The organism is Arthrobacter horti, from assembly GCF_030731045.1.
In the GTDB taxonomy this organism is placed as follows: Bacteria; Actinomycetota; Actinomycetes; order Actinomycetales; family Micrococcaceae; genus Arthrobacter_E; species Arthrobacter_E nanjingensis.
Genome location: NZ_JAVALS010000004.1, coordinates 188,512 through 210,209, shown reverse-complemented (window position 1 = coordinate 210,209; position 21,698 = coordinate 188,512). Strand labels below are relative to the sequence as shown.

At 67.4% G+C, this 21,698-nt stretch carries 15 protein-coding genes; 5 read left to right on the top strand and 10 right to left on the bottom strand.

The window, feature by feature from the left end:
* Positions 1-147 precede the first annotated feature (147 nt).
* A complete protein-coding gene (locus Q9R02_RS08715; protein ID WP_305996276.1) occupies positions 148-3,447 on the top strand; it encodes a type VII secretion EssC family protein in 3,300 nt (1,099 codons plus the stop codon).
* 13 nt (positions 3,448-3,460) lie between these two features.
* Here Q9R02_RS08715 and Q9R02_RS08710 read toward each other — a convergent pair whose 3' ends face one another.
* Positions 3,461-3,883, bottom strand: a complete 423-nt coding sequence (locus Q9R02_RS08710) for a hypothetical protein (RefSeq protein ID WP_305996275.1) — start codon at positions 3,881-3,883, stop codon at positions 3,461-3,463.
* A 324-nt stretch (positions 3,884-4,207) separates the two neighbouring features.
* Between Q9R02_RS08710 and Q9R02_RS08705 the strand changes: the two genes are divergently transcribed.
* Positions 4,208-4,456 (top strand): WhiB family transcriptional regulator, encoded by a 249-nt coding sequence (locus Q9R02_RS08705; RefSeq protein WP_066211085.1) that lies wholly within the window; start codon positions 4,208-4,210, stop codon positions 4,454-4,456.
* A gap of 99 nt (positions 4,457-4,555) precedes the next feature.
* On the opposite strand, the gene Q9R02_RS08700 is transcribed toward Q9R02_RS08705, so the two are convergent.
* The 4 genes from Q9R02_RS08700 to Q9R02_RS08685 all read right to left on the bottom strand — a co-directional run bounded on the left by Q9R02_RS08700 (position 4,556) and on the right by Q9R02_RS08685 (position 13,055).
* Complete coding sequence (locus Q9R02_RS08700) at positions 4,556-6,052, bottom strand: sensor histidine kinase (protein WP_305996274.1); 1,497 nt, start codon at positions 6,050-6,052, stop codon at positions 4,556-4,558.
* Between the two features lie 15 nt (positions 6,053-6,067).
* Entirely contained in the window at positions 6,068-10,915 is a 4,848-nt protein-coding gene (locus Q9R02_RS08695; protein WP_305996273.1) for an NAD-glutamate dehydrogenase, read from the bottom strand.
* An 83-nt stretch (positions 10,916-10,998) separates the two neighbouring features.
* Positions 10,999-12,423 carry a CpaE/TadZ family protein gene (locus Q9R02_RS08690; protein WP_305996272.1) on the bottom strand — a complete coding sequence of 475 codons (1,425 nt, stop codon included), beginning with the start codon at positions 12,421-12,423 and terminating at the stop codon, positions 10,999-11,001.
* Complete coding sequence (locus tag Q9R02_RS08685; RefSeq protein ID WP_305996271.1) at positions 12,420-13,055, bottom strand: hypothetical protein; 636 nt, start codon at positions 13,053-13,055, stop codon at positions 12,420-12,422. Before Q9R02_RS08685 ends, Q9R02_RS08690 begins: the two co-directional genes overlap by 4 nt.
* 160 nt (positions 13,056-13,215) lie before the next feature.
* Here Q9R02_RS08685 and Q9R02_RS08680 point away from each other — a divergent pair, with 160 nt between their 5' ends.
* Positions 13,216-13,452, top strand: coding sequence for a helix-turn-helix domain-containing protein (locus Q9R02_RS08680; protein WP_305996270.1), 237 nt, complete (start codon positions 13,216-13,218; stop codon positions 13,450-13,452).
* A gap of 10 nt (positions 13,453-13,462) precedes the next feature.
* Here the strand turns inward: Q9R02_RS08680 and Q9R02_RS08675 are convergent, their stop codons facing one another.
* Complete coding sequence (locus Q9R02_RS08675; protein ID WP_305996269.1) at positions 13,463-14,035, bottom strand: hypothetical protein; 573 nt, start codon at positions 14,033-14,035, stop codon at positions 13,463-13,465.
* Positions 14,036-14,173: 138 nt separating this feature from the next.
* On the opposite strand from Q9R02_RS08675, the gene Q9R02_RS08670 reads away from it, so the two are divergent.
* Together Q9R02_RS08670 and Q9R02_RS16500 are read left to right on the top strand one after the other, a co-directional pair.
* On the top strand, positions 14,174-15,031 hold the full coding sequence (locus Q9R02_RS08670; protein WP_305996268.1) for a LysM peptidoglycan-binding domain-containing protein: 858 nt from the start codon (positions 14,174-14,176) through the stop codon (positions 15,029-15,031).
* A gap of 339 nt (positions 15,032-15,370) precedes the next feature.
* Complete coding sequence (locus tag Q9R02_RS16500) at positions 15,371-15,733, top strand: Rv3235 family protein (protein ID WP_342006902.1); 363 nt, start codon at positions 15,371-15,373, stop codon at positions 15,731-15,733.
* 19 nt (positions 15,734-15,752) lie between these two features.
* Here the strand turns inward: Q9R02_RS16500 and secA are convergent, their stop codons facing one another.
* The 4 genes from secA to Q9R02_RS08645 form a co-directional block, all read right to left on the bottom strand.
* Positions 15,753-18,476, bottom strand: coding sequence for a preprotein translocase subunit SecA (secA, locus tag Q9R02_RS08660; protein ID WP_305996266.1), 2,724 nt, complete (start codon positions 18,474-18,476; stop codon positions 15,753-15,755).
* A gap of 141 nt (positions 18,477-18,617) precedes the next feature.
* The gene (locus Q9R02_RS08655) at positions 18,618-19,835 is read right to left on the bottom strand and encodes a winged helix-turn-helix domain-containing protein (RefSeq protein ID WP_305996265.1); all 1,218 of its coding nucleotides are present in this window, start codon (positions 19,833-19,835) and stop codon (positions 18,618-18,620) included.
* A gap of 45 nt (positions 19,836-19,880) precedes the next feature.
* Positions 19,881-20,564 (bottom strand): ribosome hibernation-promoting factor, HPF/YfiA family, encoded by a 684-nt coding sequence (gene hpf / locus Q9R02_RS08650; protein ID WP_305996264.1) that lies wholly within the window; start codon positions 20,562-20,564, stop codon positions 19,881-19,883.
* Between the two features lie 41 nt (positions 20,565-20,605).
* A complete protein-coding gene (locus Q9R02_RS08645) occupies positions 20,606-21,640 on the bottom strand; it encodes a ComF family protein (RefSeq protein ID WP_305996263.1) in 1,035 nt (344 codons plus the stop codon).
* Positions 21,641-21,698 lie beyond the last annotated feature (58 nt).

Below are 21,698 nucleotides of genomic sequence, written 5' to 3'. Positions count from 1 at the left end.
ACCGCCGTCAATGCGACGCCGGCCCGCTGAACTAGGTTACCCGAGTTTGTACACAGGACGGCCTGAGCGGTTGTCCACATACTGCGCGGAACCCCAGCCGCCCGCACCGGATCCCGCCTAGGCTCGCCGCATGAACGAGGAGGATGAATGGGGACGCGAATCGAATGCACACTGCTGCGCCTTCCGGACGCGCCGCCGTTCGAGCCGGCCGAGCCTCTGGAGCTCAGCATCGAGTTCGGCCCGGGTTCCGGCGGTGCGGAGCTGGCCGCGGCACTGAGGGACAACTTCGGGCTGCTCTCGGTCTCGGTGGAGGGCACGGACCTCGCCACGCTCCAGCCTGGCGAGTCCACCTTGCGGAACGGCTGTGTGCTGGTCGCCGCGGAGCGGCCGGTACGGGTCGCTCCACGGGGGAACGACGACGGCGCGCACCTGGATCTGGTGCTCCTGTCCGGGCCCGACGCGGGCGCCTCGCTGCCGCTGCACCGTGGGGACTATCACATCGGACGGGGCGAAGGCGCCGTCCCGCTCACTGATCCGAGCCTGTCCCGCCGTCACTCCCGGCTGACCGTCTCAGCCGAGGCGATCCGCTGGACAGATGAGAGCGGCTCCCGCGGCACCTTTCTTGACGGAAGACCGTTCAGAGGTGCCACTGTGCTGACCACGGGGCTCACGTTCCGCTGCGGGGCCGGCACATTCAGCATCCGTTCGCGTCCGCTGTGGACGCTCGATGTCTCCTCACTCGGCACTCCCCCGCAACACCCGGAGAGCGCCGTCAGGTCCCGGCCACCACGGCGATGGGCCACCGGCCTGCTGGCGCTGCTTCCACTCGTCGGGAGCGTCGCCCTGGCCGCCACGCTCGGCTCATGGCCGTTCCTCGCAGTATCCGTGCTCTCCGGACTGCCGTTCCTCGTGTCGGCCTTCCGCCCGGACGGAGGCCCGCCTCCCGGGGCCCCGGCGTCGACCGCGGCTCCGCGGCTTCCATACGCCGGCTTTCCACGGCTTGGGGAGCTCTTGCTGGCACAGCCATCCGCAGTGTCGCAGGCGTCCCCCGCGCAACCGGAACGCCAAGGTCACTCCGACGGGAGCAACCCGGCCCCGGGTCCATGGATCCGGCTCGGGGAGCACACCACGGCTGCAGCCCGGTCCAGTCGACGCAAGACTCACTCCTCCGGACGCCGTCAGAGCATGTCAGGATCCCCGGTCGTGATGGGCCTGGGCCAAGGTCTGCGGATTCAGGCCGGCCACCGCGATTACAGGGACTTCGTGCACGGGGTGATCGCCCAACTGGCGCGCCGCCACCCGGACGGCGCGCCAAGAATCCTCCTGGTCGGCCCGCCGACCGGCTTCCCACCGCACCTGCGGTTCCTCCCGAATGTCCACCACTGCCCCACCTGGGCCGACGCCTCGGATAAGGATCGGCCTGGCCCCTCGTCAGGAACCCTCCTAGTCCTGACTCCAGGCTCGGAAGTTCCGGTTGATACGCCGTTGTCCGGCAACGGATGGTGCGCCATCGTCCATCTCGGCGGAGCCGCCGCCAGCATGCCGGGAGCCCCTGTCCTTCGCCTGGAACGCGATCGGGCCTGCCTCGAAACGGACGACGGCCACGTCTTCCCCCACACCGGTCAGAGTGCTGAGTTCATCCCGGATCTGGCCGACGCCCGCGCGTTCGAGCAGTTCTGCCGGGGTTTCCAGCCCCCGCACGGCTCCGGGACGCCGGAATCAGGTCCCTCGGCGGAGCCACCCACGCAGGTCAGTCTTGCGGGCTTGCTCCCCGCGGACGTGTCCTCGGTTCACACCCGGTGGGAACAGTCGCGGAACAAGCCGGCGTACCGTTTCCCTGTCGGCGAATCGGGGGCCGGTGAGGTGATGCTGGATCTCGTCGACGATGGGCCGCACTTCCTGGTGGCCGGCACCACCGGGTCAGGGAAGTCAGGATTCCTCCGCTCACTGGTCCTCTCGGCCGCCGCCCATCTCTCCCCGGAGGATCTGGGGCTGGTCCTGGTCGATTTCAAGGGCGGAGCCACCTTCCAGGACGTGCAGAGGCTGCCGCACGTCCAAGGACTGGTCACCGACCTGGGGGCTCACGAACTGGAGAGGACGCTCATCTCATTGCGGGCCGAGCTTCAGCGCAGAGAGCACCTCTTCCGGGAACACCTGGTCGGCGACTGGGAGGCATGGCGTGCTCTCGGTCTTGAGGCGGACGGCCCGCTGCCCCGGATCTGTCTGATCATCGATGAGTTCCGGATGATGCTCGACCACGCACCGGACAGCCTCGCCGAGCTCATCCGGCTGGCGAGTGTCGGCCGTTCCCTCGGCCTGCATCTGGTGCTGGCGACACAGCGACCCCAAGGGGCCATCGGGGCGGACATCAGGGCGAACATCGGTACCTGCATCGCGCTGAGAGTCCAGTCCGACCTCGACTCCCTGGACGTCATCGGCTCATCTCACGCCGCACGGCTTCCCCCGGGATCGCCCGGACGCGCGATCCTGTCTTCAGGGGGAGACAGGACGGAATTCCAGGTCGCCGCGGAGGCCGTGCCGCAATCCGTCCGGCCAGGCGAGGTCAGCATCCGGCGATGGCCGCTCACCGGCCAGGTGGATTGGCCTGTCTCAGCCCCCGATCCCATGTCTCCCGGGGATACCGGATCCCTGGTCAGCCTCCTGATCGAAGCCGAAGCCGGGCACCGGATGCCCCGGCCTGTGCTGGCGCCGCCTCTCCCCCGCTCCGTGGAGCCAGGCGAGATCGCGGCACCCGGAGCCCTGGCCCTCGTGGATCTCCCGGCCGGTCAGTCCAGCGTGCCCCTGGTCTGCGGCCCTGGGGAATCGGCGGCGATCATCGGCTCGGATACGGATTGTTCGGACACGGCGCGGGCAGTTCTCGCTTCGCTCCTGGGACACTGCGCTCTCCGTCTGATCACCCATGACGGGAGTGCCATTCAGGCCTTCGCTGAGGAGGCGGCAGCACGGGGCGGCAGTCCCGCGTCGACAGGGGCTCCGTTGAGGGCCTCCCTCGACGACGCCGGCGCGATCGCCGCTCTACTGCAGGGGATCGGCCGGGAGACCTCGCAAGCCGGACTCGCGACCGGGCTGTCGCGAGGACCGGCGGACACACTGCTTTACGTCGAGTCCTGGGAGGCTCTCCAGAGCATCCTCAGGACATCCGAGCACTTCGGCATGGAGAGCATGTTCCAGGAGCTGCTCCGCACCGCGGCCTCCCGGGGACTGAGGGTCATCGTCGCCGGCCGGGAAGGCCTCACGGCTTCACGGTCGCTGTCCCTGGTCGATCACGTCATCCACCATCCGTCCGGTGTCCTGGATGACGACCCCCGGCTCTCTCGCATGGTGCGCGGCCTGCCCCGGATCCCTGGAAGGGTACTGGTCCGCAGTGCCCGGCTGGGCCCCGGCCACCACATGGCACAGGCCGTCAGACTCGCGGAGCAGATATGACGGCCGGACCGGCTCAGTCCTTTTCGGTCTCCACGGCCTTCCGGCCGTACGCGACGGCTTTCGGATCGAAGAGGAGAAGTGCGGCCGCCGCTGCGGGAACCAGGATCAGGAGCCCCTGCCAGATCAGCCCGGCCTGAAGAGTCGGAACCCCGATCGCGATGATGAAGAGCTGCGCCACGAGTGCACCGGAACGCGGCCACCGGAAACCACGGAAGAGGAAATGGCCGATTGCCATCAGGCCGAGGCCCAGCACGGCGAACAACGCGGTCAGGAAGATCGCTCCGCCCAGAGTGAGCATCGGTGTCCCCGTCACGAGGTTCACCAGATAGACGATGGCCATGCCGATCAGCACCAGCCCTTCGGCGAGGGTGACGAACGAGGTCATCGCGACGGAGAGGGGGCGGGGTCCAGGGGTCGTGGATTCCGTGTTGTTCATGTCCTGCTTTCCGTCCGGCTCCGGCTTCCCGGTGCCCATTCGTGCTCCCAGGGCCGGCCGTTATGCCGTTGGAACGGGGCATGACCCTTGACACCTTCGCACCCTACCGGAGATAGTCAAATCGGGGGTCCGGAGCCCCCGGGGAATGTGACGAACTACTCACGCTTCCCGGCGATTTCACGGGTTTCACCCCTTGTTTGCTCCGCGTTAACATGACACGCTTGTTCATAGAGACAGCGGGGCCAGTAATGGCCCCTTTCCTATGGAAGGCCAAGTGAAATTTTTCACAAAGCCTGAGACAACAGATTTGGAGTAAGTGATCGCATGGATTGGCGTAGCCGTGCCGCCTGCCTTGACAAGGACCCCGAGCTCTTCTTCCCTGTCGGCAATACCGGCCCCGCGCTTCTCCAGATTGAAGAAGCCAAGAGCGTCTGCCGCCGCTGCCCGGTGGTCGACACATGCCTGCAGTGGGCTCTGGAGTCCGGCCAGGATGCCGGCGTCTGGGGCGGCATGAGCGAGGACGAGCGCCGGGCGCTCAAGCGCCGCGCGGCGCGTGCCCGCCGCGCCTCCTGATCCGGCACAGCCGCATCAAGCACAAGCCGAAGGGAAGGGCCCGGAAACCATCTGGTTTCCGGGCCCTTCCCTTGTCGCCTTCCCCCCGCTGTTCCGGACTCAGGCGTCCAGCGGGATGACCAGACGGACCACGGTCCCGCCGCCGTCCCGGGAGAGCCACCGGATCGTTCCGCGCAGTTCCGAGGTCACGAGCGTGCGGACGATCTGAAGACCCAGGCCTTCCCCCGCCAGTGCTCCCCCGGGCGCTGAGAAGTCACTGTCGACGGGGAGTCCCACCCCGTCGTCGGCGATCGTCACGGTGAGCTGCCGCTCACCCGCGTCCGACGCGCCGCGCTGCGCATCCAGCCAGACCGTTCCGGCACGGTCCTGCAGACCGTGTTCCACCGCATTGGTGACCAGTTCGTTGATGACCAAGGCGAGCGGCGTCGCCAAGTCGCTCGGCAGCTTCCCGAACTCACCCGTCAGATCGGTGCTGACCTTCTGAGCCGGCGAGGCGACCTCCGCGGAGAGCCTGAACTGCGGGCTGATGAGGTCGTCGAAGTCCACCACCTGGGACAGGCCCTGCGACAGAGTCTCGTGGACCCTGGCGATCGTGGCCACCCGGCGCATGGCCTGTTCCAGCGCCTGTTTGGCCTCCTCGCTCACCATGCGGCGGGACTGCATGCGGAGCAAGGCCGCCACGGTCTGGAGGTTGTTCTTCACCCGGTGGTGGATCTCCCGGATGGTGGCGTCCTTGCTCACCAGTTCCTGTTCGCGGCGCCGCAGCTCGGAAACGTCGCGGCAGAGGACCAGGGCGCCGAAACGCTGCGTGCCGTCCCGGAGCGGAATGGCCCGCAATGTCAAAGTGACGCCGCGGGACTCGATCTCGCTGCGGAGCGGCATCCGTCCCGTGACCACGAGCGGCAGGGTCTCGTCCGCCAGACGCCGGTCCTTGATCAGGCCCGCGGTCACCTCGGCGAGCGAACGCCCCTCGAGCGACTCGATGTCACCGAGCCGGCGGAAGGCCGAGACCCCGTTCGGGCTCGCGTACTGCACGATCCCGTCGGCGTCCAGCCTGATGAGGCCGTCACCGACGCGCGGTGCGCCACGCCGGGACCCGGTGGGTGAGGCGAAGTCGGGCCACAGACCCTGGGTCCCCATCTTCAGGAGGTCATAAGCACACTGGCGGTAGGTCAGTTCCAGCCGGGACGGCATCCTGGAGCTGGAGAGGTCTAGGTGGGAGGTCACGACGGCGAGCGTCCGGCCGTTACGGACCATCGGGATCGCCTCCACCCGCAGAGCCGAGTCACCGTTGCTCCAGTCCGCCTCGCTGGAGCGCTCGATGTGCCGGGACCTCCAGGCCCGTTCCACGAGCGGTGCCAGGTCCGAGCGGATGCCTTCGCCGACGAAGTCGCTGTGGAACACGGTGTGACTCGTGGACGGGCGCACATGCGCCAGTGCCACGAAACCGAGCTCCGGGTCGGGGAACCACAGCGCCAGGTCGGCGAAGGCCAGATCGGCCACCATCTGCCAGTCCCCGACCAGCAGATGGAGCCACTCGGCGTCCCCGGGGCCAAAATCAGCGTGTTCCTTGATGGGATCGGTGAAGATGGCCACGGGGTCTCCTGGGGATCAGTGCCGGACGATGGAACGCAAGAGCCTCAATGCTACCGAGAGCGAGGCCATGTCGTCCTTCTCCAGCGAGTTGACCTCGTCGAACATGTTCTTCGCCCGGGTCAGCTGCTCAGCGTTCTGCTCCTCCCAGCGGGCGAGCGGGTTCTCGGACTCCCCCGCCACGCCGCTCACGCCCAGGACGGAGGTGGTCATGTCCGCCACCGTCGAGTAGAGGTCGTCGCGGAGCGCGGCGCGTGCCAAGGCCTGCCAGCGGTCGTCCCGCGGCAGGGCACTGATGCGCTCGAGCAGGGAGTCCACGTGGAAGCGGTCGAACACGGTGTAGTACACCTGTGCCACGTCTTCCATGGACTCGTCGCTCTGGCCCGCGATCCGGGCCATCTCCAGGAGCGGGAAGCTCTCGAAGAGCTCGGCCCAGCGGACGCCCAGATCCTCAGGCAGGCCCCAGACTGCCGCCCGGCTACGCCACGCGTCGAACCGGGCGAGGTCCTCGCCGCGCAGGTACTCGCCCAAGCGTCCGCGCAGGGCGGCCACCTTCGGGCCGAAGTTCTCCACGATTTCGGCGATGCCAGCGCTGGTGGAACCGTTGGCGACAAGCCATCGCACGGCACGGTCCAGCAGCCGGCGGATGTCCAGGTGAACGGTGGTCCAGTGAGCCGTGGGGAACGACGCCGGCAGGTTGTTCAGCCCGTCCAGCATGTCCTGCACGCGGTAGATCTCCCGCAGGGCGATGAACGCCTTGGCCACGGAAGCCTCGGTGGCCGAGGTCTCCTCGATGGCACGGAACGCGAAGGTGATGCCGCCGACGTTGATCATGTCGTTCGCCACTACGGTCGCGATGATCTCGCGGCGCAGCGGGTGGCTGTCCAGATCGGCGTCGAAGCGCTCGGCCAGGGCCTTCGGGAAGTAGTTCCGGAGCGTGGACGCGAACCACGGGTCATCCGCCAGATCGCTGTCCCGCAGCGCGTTGGCCAGCTCGATCTTGGCGTAGGCCGCCAGGACGGAGAGCTCGGGCGAGGTCAGGCCCTGGCCCTGGGCCAGGCGCTGACGCAGGACCTCTGTGGTCGGCAGGGCTTCGAGCTCACGGTTGAGCTCGGCCTTGACGTCCAGCCAGTCCATCAGCCGCTCGTAGCTGGGGCTCCACTCGGCGACGCGGGTGCGGTCGTTGAGAAGGAGGATGTTCTGCTCGACGTTGTCGTGCAGAACGAGCTCACCGACCTCGTCGGTCATGGAAGCCAGGAAGTCCGCACGCTCGTCCGGGCCCAGCTTCCCGGCAGCCACCATCCGGTCGATGAAGATCTTGATGTTGACCTCGTGGTCGGAGCAGTCCACACCGGCGGAGTTGTCGATGGCGTCCGTGTTGAGGATGATGCCCTGCAGGGCGGCCTCGATGCGGCCACGCTGCGTCATGCCCAGGTTGCCGCCCTCACCTACGACCTTGACGCGGAGGTCGCGGCCGTCCACGCGGATACCGTCGTTCGCCTTGTCACCGACCTCGGCGTGACTCTCGGTGCTGGCCTTCACGTAGGTGCCGATGCCGCCGTTGTAGAGCAGATCGGCCGGGGCCAGCAGGATCGCCTTCAGCAGCTCCGGAGGGCTCAGCTGCTCGGTGCCCTCCGGCAGGCCGAGGGCCACGCGGACCTGCGGGGAGACCGGGATGGATTTCACGTTGCGCGGGAACACACCGCCGCCGGCGCTGATCAGGCTCCGGTCGTAGTCATCCCAGGAGGAGCGCGGAAGCTCGAAGAGGCGCTTGCGCTCGGCGAAGGACGTCGCGGCCACCGGCTGCGGGTCCAGGAAGATATGCCGGTGGTCGAACGCGGCCAGCAGGCGGATGTGGTCTGAGAGCAGCATGCCGTTGCCGAACACATCGCCGGACATGTCGCCGACGCCCACCACGGTGAAGTCCTCGTTCTGGGTGTCGAGGTCCAGCTCGGAGAAGTGACGCTTCACAGACTCCCAGGCACCGCGGGCCGTGATGCCCATGGCCTTGTGGTCGTACCCGACCGAGCCGCCGGAGGCGAAGGCGTCGCCCAGCCAGAAGCCGTATTCGGCGGAGATCGCGTTGGCGATGTCGGAGAAGGACGCAGTGCCCTTGTCGGCCGCGACCACCAGATAGGTGTCGTCGGCGTCATGGCGGACGACGTCGCGGGGCGCCACGACATGCTCACCACCGGCGTCGGTGAGCAGGTTGTCAGTGATGTCGAGCAGGCCGCGAATGAACGTCTTGTAGCTCTCGATGCCCTCCGCCATCCAGGCGCCACGGTCCACGGACGGATCGGGCAGTTGCTTGGCGAAGAACCCGCCCTTCGCGCCGGTCGGGACGATCACGGCGTTCTTGACCGTCTGAGCCTTGACCAGGCCCAGGATCTCGGTACGGAAGTCTTCGCGGCGGTCCGACCAGCGCAGGCCACCACGGGCGACCGCACCGAAGCGCAGGTGCACGCCCTCGACGCGCGGCGAGTAGACCCAGATCTCGAAGGCGGGCCGCGGGAACGGCAGGCCGTCGATGCCGGCGGGGTTGAGCTTGAAGGACAGGTAGTCCTTGCCCTGGTAGTAGTTGGTGCGCAGCGTCTGATCGATCAGGTTCACGAAGGTGCGCAGGACGCGATCGGCGTCGAGCGTCGCGACGGCGGCCATCGCCTCCTCGAGTGCCCGGTGCGAGGCGTCGACGACGGCGGAACGGCCTTCACGGTCGAGCTCACCGCCGATGCCGGGCAGCGCGGGGTCGAAGCGGCTTTCGAAGAGAGCCACGAGTCCGCGGGTCACCTCGGCGTTGGCCAGCAGGGTGTCGGCGATGAAACCGTAGGAGTTGGTGTTGCCCATCTGGCGCATGTACTTGGCGTAGCTGCGCAGGATGAGGACCTGGCGCCAGGTCATTCCCTCCGCCAGCACCAGCCGGTCGAAGCGGTCCGACTCGATGGTCCCGTTGAGGGCGGCGGCGAAGGATTCGGCCAGCAGCTCACTGCTCGCCACCGGGTCCACGCCGGCCGGGTACTTCAGGCCGAGGTCGTACAGGAAGAAGTCCTGTCCGTCGCGTGTTTCGATCTCGAACGGGCGCTCATCGAGGACCTCGAGGCCCAGGTTGTGGAACACCGGCAGGATCTGGCTGAGGCTGCGGGGGGCCAGGAGGTAGATCTTGACGCGTGCGTCCTCTTCGAGGGTCTCCCCCACGCCGGCGGGCACATAGGCGTGCAGCTGGATCTGCTGCTCGACCGCTTTCTCCGTGCCGAGAGCAGCGGCCTTGGTCAGACTCTCTTCGAAGCGCTGGATGTCGACCAGCGCGTCCTCGACTTCGTAGTCGACGCGGTAACCGGCCGGGAACGCCTCGCTCCACTGGGCTCCAAGACGTTCGGCGACCTCCTCGGGGTAGCGCTCGGCCACGACCTCACTGAGGCCTTCGGACCAGGATCGCGCCGCGCGCACCAGTCGGTCCTCCAGGCCGTCCACGTCGAAGCTGGAGAGTTCGGCGTCCTTCGGCAGACGGATCCGGAAGAACACGCGGGCCAGGGCGGATTCGCTCATACGGGCCTCGAAGTCGATGGAGACCGCGTCGAACGTGCTGGTCAGCTCGTCTTCGAGGCGCAGACGCACGGAGGTGGTGTAGCGGTCACGCGGGATGAACACCACGGCCGACATGAAGCGGCCGTAGATGTCGGGGCGCAGGAACAGCCGGGTCCGGCGGCGCTCCTGCAGCAGCATGATGGCCTGGGCGGTGGAGACCAGTTCCTCGACGTCCATCTGGAAGAGCTCGTCACGGGGGTAGGTCTCCATGATGCCCAGGAGATCCTTGCCGGAGTGGGACTCGATGGGGAATCCGGATTCCTCCAGAACGGCCCGGACCTTGTTCTTGATGATCGGGATCGTGCGGACGGAGCTGGTGTAGGCGTTCGTGGAGAACAGGCCGATGAAGCGACGCTCGCCGGTGACATTGCCCGCGGCGTCGAAGCTCTTGATCCCGATGTAGTCCAGGTACGCGGCCCGGTGCACGGTGGAGCGGGAATTGGCCTTGGTGATCACGAGTGCACGCTTCTCGCGGGCGTGGGCCCGGCCGGACTCCGTCAGGTGCTGGATGGTGGGGGCGTCGCCGAGTTCCCGCATGAGTCCGAGCCCGCCCTCCTCGTGGGCTTCCAGGACATCCTCGCCATTGACGTTCAGCAGGCTGTACTCGCGGTAGCCGAGGAACGTGAAGTTGTGGTCCTCCATCCAGCGCAGCAGCGCCTGGGCGCCGGCCAGGTCACGGACTCCGGCATCGCCGGGAACCTGGGCGAGCTCGTCGGCGATCTCGGCGGCCTTGTCACGCATCTTCTGCCAGTCCTCGACGGCGGTGCGGACATCGTGCAGGACGCGGGTCAGACCCTGGATGAGCTGCTGAGCAGTCTCCTCCTCCACCCGGTCGATCTCGACGGCGATCCAGGACTCCAGGCGCGTGGTGGAGCCTTCCGAGGCCACGTAGGCTGCGAGCGACGGGATCGCTGCAGTGTCGCCACTCGTCTGTCCGACGTGGGCGGGAACCTGGGAGATCTTCCCTGCCTGGTCGGTATCGGCGTCACGCTGCACCACCAGCATCGGGTGGACCACCAGACGGATGGCGCGCTTCTGACGGACGAGTTCCGCCACGACGGAGTCCACCAGGAAGGGCATGTCGTCCGTCACGACCTGGACCACGCTGCTGCCGGCCTCATCCCGCACGGACACCAGTGCCTGATCCGGATGACGCACGGTGCCCAGCTCGTGATGGGCCAGTGCACGGTCCCGGAGAACCGTCCCCTCATAGCGCGCCCGGTCCTCCGGTGCGAGGTGCTGGTAGTAGTCGGCCAGGAAAGTGTCTGACACTTCCGGGGTCATCGTCGGGGTACTGTCTGCCAGCGACACGTTGCACGCCTCCAGGGAGAAAGATTCGCCGCTTCATTGCGGCCTTAGTGGCGAGCCTAGCGCGATCGCCACCGCCGCGTCGTGGTGTAAAACACAGAGGATCTCCGCCTCTGTTGTGCAGGTGCACAAACAAGTGACTGCAAGGCGCGACGCAGTTCCGACTCCGGAGCCCGCTCCGCCAGAACCTCCCCATTCCGGAGTGCCTGGTCCAAGACGTCCGGTCTGAAAGGCAGGAATCCTGCAATGGGCAGCTCCGGGCCGAATCTCTCCCAGGCATCGCGCACCTGGCGTTCCGGGGCTCCTCCGGCCGCCGCGGCTCTGATCTTGTTCATCAGCACAACCAGTTCGGTGTCCGGGATGAGCTCCTGCAGGAGCGGGACCGTACGGACCAGCCGGGGCACGCCGAGGGCCGTCCCTTCGCCGATCACGTACACCCTGTCCGCGCGTTCGAGGGCGCAGAGTGTGGCCGCGTTCCGGCGTGGGGCCATGGTGTCGAAGCTCAGCTCTTCATCACTTTCCAAGCAGAACGAGACATCCACCACCACGTGGTCATAGACGCCGGCGCAGAGGTCGAGCACCCTGGTCAGGGCCGTGCCACGCAGTTCCGTCCAACGGTCGGGCCGGGTGATCCCGCTCAGAACGTCGAGCCGTGAACCCGCCACCTGGACCGGGACACAGAGCCGCTCGAGCGAAGCCGCCTCGAGCTGGGCCAGATCCGCGAGCCGGCATGCCTGCGCCACCCCGGCCGATTCATCCAGCAGCCCGAGAGTGGCCGCCACCCCGGCTCCGTACGTGTCCGCGTCCACGAGGACCACGCGCTTACCGAGAAGGGCGAGCTCTGCCGCCAGATTCACGGCGACGGTCGTGCGTCCAGGTGACCCTACCGGGCTCCACACCACCAGGACCGGCGGGACGGAACCCTCGTGGGGCGCCCGTCCCGGTTCACCCGGATCACGGGATGCGGCCTCCCCGCGGTCCGGGAGCGTGCTGACCGTCTCCGCCCGCCACCGCGCACCCTGCTCCGGAATCGCGGGAGCGGCGACGACGTGCGACCAGGACGCGGCCACGGCACCGACCGGCGCCGCTGAGGCCAGGACCGCGGAGTTCTCGGACACAGGATTCACGGCCCCCGTATCCGTCCCGAGAGCGAGTGCCACCGCCTTCTCGACCTGCTCGCGGTCCGACTCCAGAGGAAGCGGCACCGCACCCATGCGGCCGAGCCTGGCCCGCTCCTCCGGGTCACCATGAAGGACCACGACGGCGACACCCAGCGCCCGCAGACGGTCCACGGTGGTCATGTCCAGCGAGTCCGCCCCCTCGAGGAAGAGCGCGATCTGCGCGGTTCCCGCCTGGCACGCCCCCATCAGCTCTTCAAATGAGCCGCACTCGCGCGCGATGCGGAGCCGGCCTCCGCGGCCGCCTCTGAGCTCATCCACCAGCAGCCCCGGAACGGCCCCCAGCACCGCGACCCCGAGAGTCATGAGCCGGTCCCCGTCGGATTCCACACGACCGTGATCCTCGCCTTGTTCCCCTGAGCCGCCAGGACCTGCGGCATGAGCGCATCCGGGACCAGCAGGATCACGACCCGTCCCGAGGACATCGCGAAGGTCTGCTGAGGTGCCACCACCTGCGCCACCTCAGCGGCACGGACCACCAGACGGGGTTCCTTGAAGCCGTTGCGGTCATCGGGCGAGGAGACCCAGAGGTCCGCGTGCTCTCCTGTGGTCAGCTGCTCAGGGAGGACACCGTCCACCGTGATCGGAACCGGTTTGCGGTCCAAGGATGCGGCGTCCCCCACGCTCTGCCGAGGAAGCAACTGACCCTTGCCCACGAAACGGACGGCGACAGCTCCTTCGGAGAGCTCCTCGTCGGCCGGGATGTACCCGCTCTCCAGGTCTCCCAGGCGCACCTTCACCCGGTCCAGCCGTCCGGCGTCGAGCCTTTGCCCGACCGGCAGACCATCTCTCGCGACGTAAACCTCGACGCTCTGATCCAGACTCCCCACCAGCCAAACGGTCCCGGCCGTCGATGCCAAGACCAGCAGGATCCCCAGGAGCAGCCTGGGATCCTTCCAGGACGGCCTTCTCAGTCTCTGCGGCGCGGCATCGTTCACATGGTCCTCCATCTGGACGTGCCGGCGTCGGCACGGGGCGTGCGGTGATGGACCCATTCTTCATGCTCCGTGACAATGAATTCCAGCCATTGACGGTTCATGTCGATGATTTGTGGATAACTCACATCGAGGGTGATCCACACAATGGCAGAATAGGAGCATGCGCCGCTTCCTGACCCTTGCCGATGTCGAGGAGATCCTCCAGATCAACTCCTCGCAGGCCTATGCGCTGGTCCGCTCGGGCCAGCTCAAGGCGATCCGGGTCGGTGGCCGCGGCGTCTGGCGCATCGAGGAAGACATGCTCGAGGAGTACATCCAGGAGCAGTACGCCGAGACCCGCAGAAGCATTGAGGAGGCCGGCGCCTCAGCCACGGACCTCCAGCAGCACCGAGGCTGAGCGCCTGGCGCTACATCCCTTCAAACGCGCCGACGACGCCTTCTCCCCGGAGCGCCAGGACGCCGCGAAAAGGGATCGCCACGGTTCCTCTCGGCCGCTCGCCCGTCGCATCCAGCACCGACAGCTCCAGGTGATCGGCACCGACACCGGCGATCACACCAAGACGTTCGGCAGGGCAGGTGCCGCCATAACCCAGGAAGACCCTCACCGGAGAACGGTCCCGCGAGATCATCCTGAGCGCAGCACCTAGTCCGCGCCCCTGCCAGACCGACGCGGCCTCCGGCGCGGAGCGCCTGCTCAGGCCCTCCAAGCAGAGAATGCCGTCCGTCGGGATCAGCCAGTCGTGCGTTCCCGCATCCAGGATCAGCCATCCGTTGCCGACTTTGCGCAACGTCCCCGCCGGACTGAGCCCGGCGTCTAGAGTCACCGCCACCATGCCGCCCTCACTGCCCCGAAGGCGGTCGAGCAGCGTTGATCCCGCCCGCTCACTTCGCGTGACGTCGGATTCGCCACCTTCCCGCTCCCGCCTGGCCGCCTCGGCCAGCTGCGCCTCCATGTCGCCGAAAAGGGATCCCCATCGCATGGGGCAACAGTAGGGCCGCCGTCGCGGTCTTGAAAAGTCAGCAGTGTTTTTGACACAGCGACTGGACAAACCTTCGAGTTGTCATCAAGATTGATTTACTTTCATCAAATCGCATCAAATCGCATCAAAGGTGATGACATGAACAAACTGCCGGAGACCGGGGACCGTCCGGCTCCTCACCGAATCGTCTACGACATCGCGATGGCTCTGACGATCCTCGCCCTCGGCGGCCTGCTCGCGGTCATCGGCTTCAGCAGCCGGTCGCCGGCGGCAGGACCCGGCCAGCGATGGGGCCTGGACCGGAGCGTGGACACTTTGGTGGGCACTGCCGCCCTCTGGGCCGGAGCCGCCGTGGTCATCTGGTGGGCCTTCTCCCTGGCTGTCGCCCTCGCAGGCGCAGCGATGATCGCCGTCGGGAGGCAGACCTCCGCCGCACGGCTGAGCAGGTTCAGCCCCGCCTTCATGCAGCGGCTCGCACTGGCCGTCCTCGGACTGAACCTCACGGTGGTTCCTGCAGCCCAGGCGGCCACCACGGTGACCCCGGTACCCATCGTCGGCAGCAGCTCAGCCGTTCAGGCCTATGATCCGTCCTTCCTGCGGCCTCACGAACGTGAACAACCCGCTCCCCAGGCTCTGGATCCCGGATGGGGTGCTCTCAAACTGCCGCTTTCGCAGGAGGCCCCCCGGGTCTCTGATCTCGACCCGGGCTGGACTCCCAGACCGAGTCCCGGAGCCCAGCCCGGCCTCCTGAACCAAGCGCCCAGGGCGGACGCCTCGGCTCAAGGGGACTCCGAGGCAGTGGTCAGACCCGGCGACAGCCTCTGGTCGGTCGTCAGGCGGCATCTCGGGGACCGCGCCACGGACGCCGAGGTCGCACGGGACTGGCCGCGCTGGTACCAGGAGAACAAGGAGCTGATCGGCGGGGATCCCGATCTGATCCTGCCGGGGATGATCCTGACCCCACCGGTTCCAGCTCCTCAGATCCACGGGGGATGAACCACCAGCACCACGTGGAACCGTGACCACGCCCGGAGCAAGAAGACACGGGCCTGACGGACGGCAGCAGATGAACCGCGGCGGCCGCCGCACACTCGCACTCGCACTCGCACTCGAGAAAAGAACGGAACGGACATGAGTATTTCGATCGCAGTCAGCACCGACGGGACCACTTCCAGTCTCTCCTCCGGCCAGGCCACAGACACAGCGCGGATACGGGGGAATTCACCGTCACCGGTCCGGCAGACAGGACGCCCTTCCCGGATCGCCCCCAGGGCGGCCAATCCGCATGGTGCGGCGCCTGGCCGTGCCGATACCGCCGGCGTCGAGCCTGCCTCCTTGGACGGGAAGCGTCTGACGCAGGAGCTCAGGGCTCAAAGCCACCGGCTGGTGCAGGCGGTGATGGAAGGGCTGAACGGCACGCGACCCCTCAACCAGCTGTCCCGCTGGCTGACCCCTGACGTCTTCCTCCGGCTCCAGGTCCGCCGCGCGCTGGTGCAGGAATCACAGTCCCATTTCGGCCGAGACCGTCGCTCGCCGTACGAAGGGTTCCAGGTTCAGAGCGTCCGTCTTCAGCTCATCACCCCCACGGTCGCCGAGGCGGCAGTGGTCGTGAAGGGCCGCACGCGCGCCAGGGCCGTCGCGATCCGCTGGGAGGCACGGCGTGCCTCGTGGATCGTGACGGCCCTGGAGATCGGCTGACCCGGCCGGATGGCCCGGGTCAGCGGCGCTTGCGGTTGCCCTTCTTGCCACCGTTCCTGGCCGGATTCCCGGAGCGCTCATCGTCCGCGGTGGGCTGCCCGCCGTTGCGCTGGACGTGGGTCTCCGTGGAGCCGTCCTCGGCCGGAGCCGAGTACTGAAGCTGCTTGGGCTGCTGGGGAGCGTCAAGCCCGGCCGCGTGGATGTGGCCCTCGTGGACGTCCTCGCCGGCCTCGACCGCAGGCTCCTCGGTGACTTCGACCTCCAGGTTGTAGAGGAAGCCGATGGACTCCTCGCGGATACCGCCCATCATGGCCTGGAACAGCGTGAAGCCCTCACGCTGGTACTCCACGAGTGGATCACGCTGGGCCATGGCCCTCAGGCCGATGCCCTCCTTGAGGTAGTCCATCTCGTACAGGTGCTCCTGCCACTTCCGGCCGATCACGGAGAGCACCACGCGACGCTCGAACTCGCGCATGTTGTCGCTGCCCAAGGCCGTCTCCCGGCCCTCGTAGGCCAGGCGGGCGTCGGACAGGATCTCCTCCTTCAGGAGGGTCGCCGTGACTCCAGACTTGCCACCGACCTCGTCGAAGATGTCCTTCTGGCTCAGGGTGATCGGGTATAGCGTCTTAAGGTTGCTCCAGAGGACGCCGTAGTCCCACTCTTCGCTATGCCCCTCAGCCGTGGCATCGTCGATGACGGCGTTGATGGTGTCCTCCAGGAAGAACTGGACCTTCTCGTGCAGATCGTCGCCCTCGAGGATCCGGCGACGGTCGCCGTAGATGGCTTCCCGCTGGCGGTTCAGCACGTCGTCGTACTTCAGCACGTTCTTGCGCTGCTCAGCGTTGCGGCCTTCCACCTGGCCCTGCGCCGAGGCGATCGCGCGGGAGACCATCTTGGATTCCAGTGCGGTGTCGTCATCCAGCGTGGAGGCCATGAGGCGCTCCGCCGCACCGGAGTTGAACAGACGCATGAGGTCATCCGTCAGGGAGAGGTAGAAGCGGGACTCCCCCGGATCACCCTGACGGCCGGAGCGGCCACGCAACTGGTTGTCGATGCGGCGCGACTCATGACGTTCGGTGCCCAGGACATACAAGCCACCCAAGTCCAGGACTTCCTGGTGCTCGTCCTTGACGGCCTTTTTGGCGGCCTCGAGGGCGTCCGGCCAGGCCGCTTCATACTCCTCCGGGCTGTCCTCCGGATCGAGCCCCCGGGCCTTCAGCGCGGCGACGGCAGCGAACTCGGGGCTGCCGCCGAGCATGATGTCGGTGCCACGGCCGGCCATGTTGGTGGCCACGGTGACAGCGCCCTTGCGCCCCGCCTCGGCCACGATCGATGCCTCACGTGCGTGGTTCTTGGCGTTGAGCACCTCGTGCCGCACGCCTTCCTTGGCGAGCTTCTGGGAGAGGTATTCGCTCTTCTCGACGCTGGTGGTGCCCACCAGAACCGGCTGACCGGTCTTGTGGCGCTCCACGATGTCCTGGACCACGGCGTCGAACTTCACCACCTCGTTCTTGTACACGAGGTCCGGCTGGTCGAGACGCTGCATTGGACGGTTGGTGGGGATCGGGACCACGCCGAGCTTGTACGTGGACATGAACTCGGCGGCCTCGGTCTCGGCCGTGCCCGTCATGCCGGAGAGCTTCTCGTACATGCGGAAGTAGTTCTGCAGGGTGACAGTGGCAAGGGTCTGGTTTTCCGGCTTGACCTCCACCTGCTCCTTGGCCTCGATGGCCTGGTGCATGCCCTCGTTGTACCGGCGCCCGGCGAGGACACGGCCGGTGTGCTCGTCGACGATGAGGACTTCACCGTCCAGAACCACGTAGTCCTTGTCCTTCTTGAACAGCTCCTTGGCCTTGATGGCGTTGTTCAGGAAGCCGATGAGCGGCGTGTTCGCGGACTCGTACAGGTTGTGGATGCCCAGGTAGTCCTCCACACGGGCGATGCCGGGCTCGAGGACGCCGACGGTGCGCTTCTTCTCGTCGACCTCGTAGTCCTTGCCCTCGTCAAGCCGCTTGACCAGGGTGGCGAACTCCCCGTACCAGCGGTTGGCGTCTCCCTGCGCCGGGCCGGAGATGATGAGCGGGGTACGGGCCTCGTCGATGAGGATCGAGTCGACCTCATCCACGATCGCGAAGTGGTGGCCCCGCTGGACCAGCTCGGTCTTGTCCCATGCCATGTTGTCGCGCAGGTAGTCGAAGCCGAACTCGTTGTTGGTGCCGTAGGTGATGTCCGCGTCGTACTGCAGCTTGCGCACGGCGGGATCCTGGTTGGCCAGGATGCAGCCGCTGTTCATACCCAGGAAGCGGTACACACGGCCCATCAGCTCGGCCTGGTACTCGGCGAGGTAGTCGTTGACCGTGATCACGTGCACGCCCTTGCCGCTGAGGGCGTTCAGGTAGGCGGGGGCCGTGGCCACCAGGGTCTTGCCCTCACCGGTCTTCATTTCGGCGATGTTGCCGAGGTGGAGTGCTGCGCCACCCATCAGCTGGACGTCGAAGTGGCGCATGCCAAGAGTGCGTGAGGCGGCTTCGCGGACGGCCGCGAAGGCCTCGGGCAGCAGATCGTCCAGGGACTCCCCGTCGTTGTGGCGCTCCTTGAGACGGTCCGTCTCCTCACGCAGCTCCGCGTCGGTGAAGCCCGTGAAGGAATCCTCGAGTGCATTGATGGCGTCCGCATAGCTGCGGAGACGCTTGAGCGTCTTCTTGTCGCCGGTGCGCAGGAGTTTTTCAAGAAGTGAGGCCACGTGCGGGTGCTCCCAATCGGTACGCGTGTCTTGGCATGCCTTACGGCGTGTTCAGTCTACGTGAGACACGTCTGGGAACCGTCCAGGGTTCCCACGGCCCCGCGGATCACCCGCCGGCCCCGTCTCTGCGGCGTTCCGTGGCTAGAGGTGCCGCCTCAGCAGGAGATCGAGCTCCCCGTCCCCCTCCAGCCGCACACTGTCCAGCCCGAGCCAAGCGGCCATCTCCTCCAGCTCCGCCGCCAGCTGGGCCGCAGTGTCGGAGGGGGCGTCCGGCTCACCGTGGGCGCTCCTGACCACAAGGGCCGACGCCGCGCGGTCCGCCTTCAGATCCACGCGCGCGGCCATGGTGTCCCGCAGCAGGAACGGCAGGACGTAATAGCCGTACCTCCTGCGGTGGGCCGGCGTGTAGATCTCGATCCGGTAGTGGAAGCCGAAGAGCGCCTCCAGCCGGGAACGTTCGAAGACCACCGGGTCGAACGGGCTCAGTAGCGCACGGGCGTCCAGCCGCCGAGGTGCACTCGCCTCAGCGTGCCGGAACAGTCCCCGCCCCCAGCCTTGCACGTCGACTTGGCGCACGACGCCGGCGGCGGCGAGCCGCTCGAGGGATCCGGCCACGGGCCGGACGGGGAGCCGGAAGTAGTCGGCCAGGCACCGTACGGTGCCCACGCCATGGGCCCGGGCCGACGCCTCCACGAGCAGGTCAAGCGACTGCTCCCGGGCCGCCGGGTCAGCCAGAGCGTGCCCGGACACCCCCCTGACGGCGGGAAACGCCTTCGCGGTGAGGGTATAGCGCCGTTCGAATTGCTCGGTCCTCCCTGCGGAGGTGATCTCACCCCGCGCGAAGAGATGTTCCAGGACCACCTTCACGGCATTCCAGTTCCAGCCCCAGTGCTCGTTCCGGCGTTCCTCCACATGGCCCAGCCGGTCCGTCAGCTGCGCCGAGGTCAGCGGCCGCGAGGAAGCCAAGGTCCCCAGGATGTCCTCCTGGAGGCGTTCGCGCTGCCCGGCGTCGAGGCGTTCCGCGTTCACCCAGCGGCGGCGCTGCCAGGTCTGCAGGGCCGCGAAGTGAACCGGCTGGATGAAGCTCGCTTCATGGGCCCAGAACTCCATCATGCTCCGGGGCCCGCGCTGGGACATCCGGTCCAGGAGGGCGCGGTCGTAGCCGCCCAGGCGGGAGTAGAACGGAAGGTAGTGGCTGCGGGAGAGCACATTGACGGAGTCGATCTGCACCAGCTGCATCCGGGTGAAACAACGGCCCACCGACCTCGCGGTGGCGGGGTCGGTGGGCCGTTCCTGGGAGAGTCCCTGCGCCTTGAGCGCGATCCTCCTGGCCTGGGCCAGGGTCAGCGTGTCAGGCACGGTTCTCCTTGTCAGCGGTGACCCGGGTTCCGGGCCACGAAGTGGTCAGACTCCGACGACGACGTCCTCATCGTCCGAGCGGTAGGCGTGGATCCTCTCTTCGCCCTTGCCCTCGGCGCAGGCCGGGTCCAGGGTGATGACTCCGTAGGTCCATCCGGTGCGACGGTACACCACGGAATGCTGCTCGGTCTCCTTATCCACGAAAAGGTAGAAGGCGTGCCCGACGAGCTCCATGTTGTCCACCGCCTCATCCACCGTCATGGTGGCGGCGGGGAAGACCTTGCGGCGGATCAGGACCGGGGAGTCGCCGGCCGGGATGTCGTTGGCGATCTCATACGGCGAGGACGCTGCCACAGCCTCGGCCGAGGCGGCACCGTTCAGAGCCGCAGTGGCCTCGTGGACGGCCTTCGGGGTGTGGCGGCCGTGGTGAACCTTGCGCCTGTCCTTGGCCCGGCGCAGCCGCTCTTGGAGCTTGGCATAGGCGAGGTCGAATGCTGCGAACTTGTCACCCGAGACGGCTTCGGCCCGGATGACGGGACCGCGTCCGACGACGGTGACCTCGACGGTGAGCTCATTGTCCGCTGCGCGAGAATGCGCCTTCTTGGCGACCTTGGTATCGATCCGCTGGACCTTGTCCCCGAGCGCCTCCAGCTTCGAGAGCTTCTCGGTGGCGTACTCGCGGAAACGGTCCGAGACAGTCACGTTGCGGCCGCTGATCATGAACTCCATGGTGTCCTCCACAGTGTTTCGGTGGCACGACGACGACTCGTTCACGGGGCCTTCTGATGGACAGTCGAGCCCCTTTCCGAGCCGCTATCGAAAGGTACCTTCTTGGCTTGGTACCCATTACCGACGTTAGTGGATCCCGTCCACGAATTCACCCCTTGTTCATGTATTTCTTCCTGGGAGATCGCCGGTGGCCTGGTGGACGCCAGAACCACCGCCCCGGTGACCGAGGCTCCCGCCTCGCTCAGGACGCGGGCGGCCTCCGCCACCGTGGCCCCGGTGGTCAGCACATCGTCCACCAGGATGCAGCGGCGGCCGGCGAGGGTGCCTGGCCCATGGGCCAGGAGGAATCCGGCCGACAGTCTCATGCTCCCGGCCAGTCGTCTCCTCCGGGCCTGGGCGCCCAGCCCCTTCTGACCGTGCGCGCCGCCGCCGGCACCGCCCGGAAGCAGCCGGATCACAGATCGCGGTCCGGCCCCCTGCAGCACCCCGCGCATCATCCGCTCAGGGACGGGGATCACCGCAAGGGCCGGCACACTCCGGAGTCCCGGAGGCAGGCCGCCCGTGTGGCAGTGCTTCAGCATCAGTTTCAGAGGGTCGAAACCCCGCTCCCGGAAGGAGCGCCCGCTGCCGGGAACGGGCACCAGCCAGACCTCCTCCCGAGGTGGGGTCCCAGGGCCCGGATCCCAGGAGGACCAGAGAAGCCTGTTCAGGATGGCCCCGAGCTCCCGGGCAAGCCGCGGATGGCCTCGCCGCTTGTGCGCCAGGATCGCCAGTGAGACCGCCCGCGCGTAGTCGGCGGCGGCCACCACCCGGAACCCGTGCAGCGCTCCAAGGGCGGGCGCCCGTTCCTCCGCCCGGAACGGCTCACGGCATTCCGCATGCAGTTCACTGCGGCACGGAGGGCACAGCACGGTGTCGGGTTCGCCGCACACGGCGCATTCCGGGCTGGTGACCAGGGAACCCAGTGCGACGGCGGCCGCCAGCACCTCCTCCCGGAGTCGCACCAGGCCGCGACGGCCCGCGGCATGGCGGCCATCCGCCGTCGTCGTGCCGTTTTCCGGTGCGTGGGCGCTCATGGCCTCAGTCTTGTCAGACGGCCAGCCCCTCCGGAAGTCCCGGAAGCGGCATTGTGGA

What these genes read in the sequence shown, in the direction of transcription:
- Q9R02_RS08715 (WP_305996276.1), top strand. Translation starts at nt 148, where the DNA reads ATGGGGACGCGAATCGAATGCACACTGCTGCGCCTTCCGGACGCGCCG.
- Q9R02_RS08710 (WP_305996275.1), bottom strand. Translation starts at nt 3,883, where the DNA reads ATGAACAACACGGAATCCACGACCCCTGGACCCCGCCCCCTCTCCGTC.
- Q9R02_RS08705 (WP_066211085.1), top strand. Translation starts at nt 4,208, where the DNA reads ATGGATTGGCGTAGCCGTGCCGCCTGCCTTGACAAGGACCCCGAGCTC.
- Q9R02_RS08695 (WP_305996273.1), bottom strand. Translation starts at nt 10,915, where the DNA reads ATGACCCCGGAAGTGTCAGACACTTTCCTGGCCGACTACTACCAGCAC.
- Q9R02_RS08690 (WP_305996272.1), bottom strand. Translation starts at nt 12,423, where the DNA reads ATGACTCTCGGGGTCGCGGTGCTGGGGGCCGTTCCGGGGCTGCTGGTG.
- Q9R02_RS08680 (WP_305996270.1), top strand. Translation starts at nt 13,216, where the DNA reads ATGCGCCGCTTCCTGACCCTTGCCGATGTCGAGGAGATCCTCCAGATC.
- Q9R02_RS08675 (WP_305996269.1), bottom strand. Translation starts at nt 14,035, where the DNA reads ATGCGATGGGGATCCCTTTTCGGCGACATGGAGGCGCAGCTGGCCGAG.
- Q9R02_RS08670 (WP_305996268.1), top strand. Translation starts at nt 14,174, where the DNA reads ATGAACAAACTGCCGGAGACCGGGGACCGTCCGGCTCCTCACCGAATC.
- hpf (WP_305996264.1), bottom strand. Translation starts at nt 20,564, where the DNA reads ATGGAGTTCATGATCAGCGGCCGCAACGTGACTGTCTCGGACCGTTTC.
- Q9R02_RS08645 (WP_305996263.1), bottom strand. Translation starts at nt 21,640, where the DNA reads ATGAGCGCCCACGCACCGGAAAACGGCACGACGACGGCGGATGGCCGC.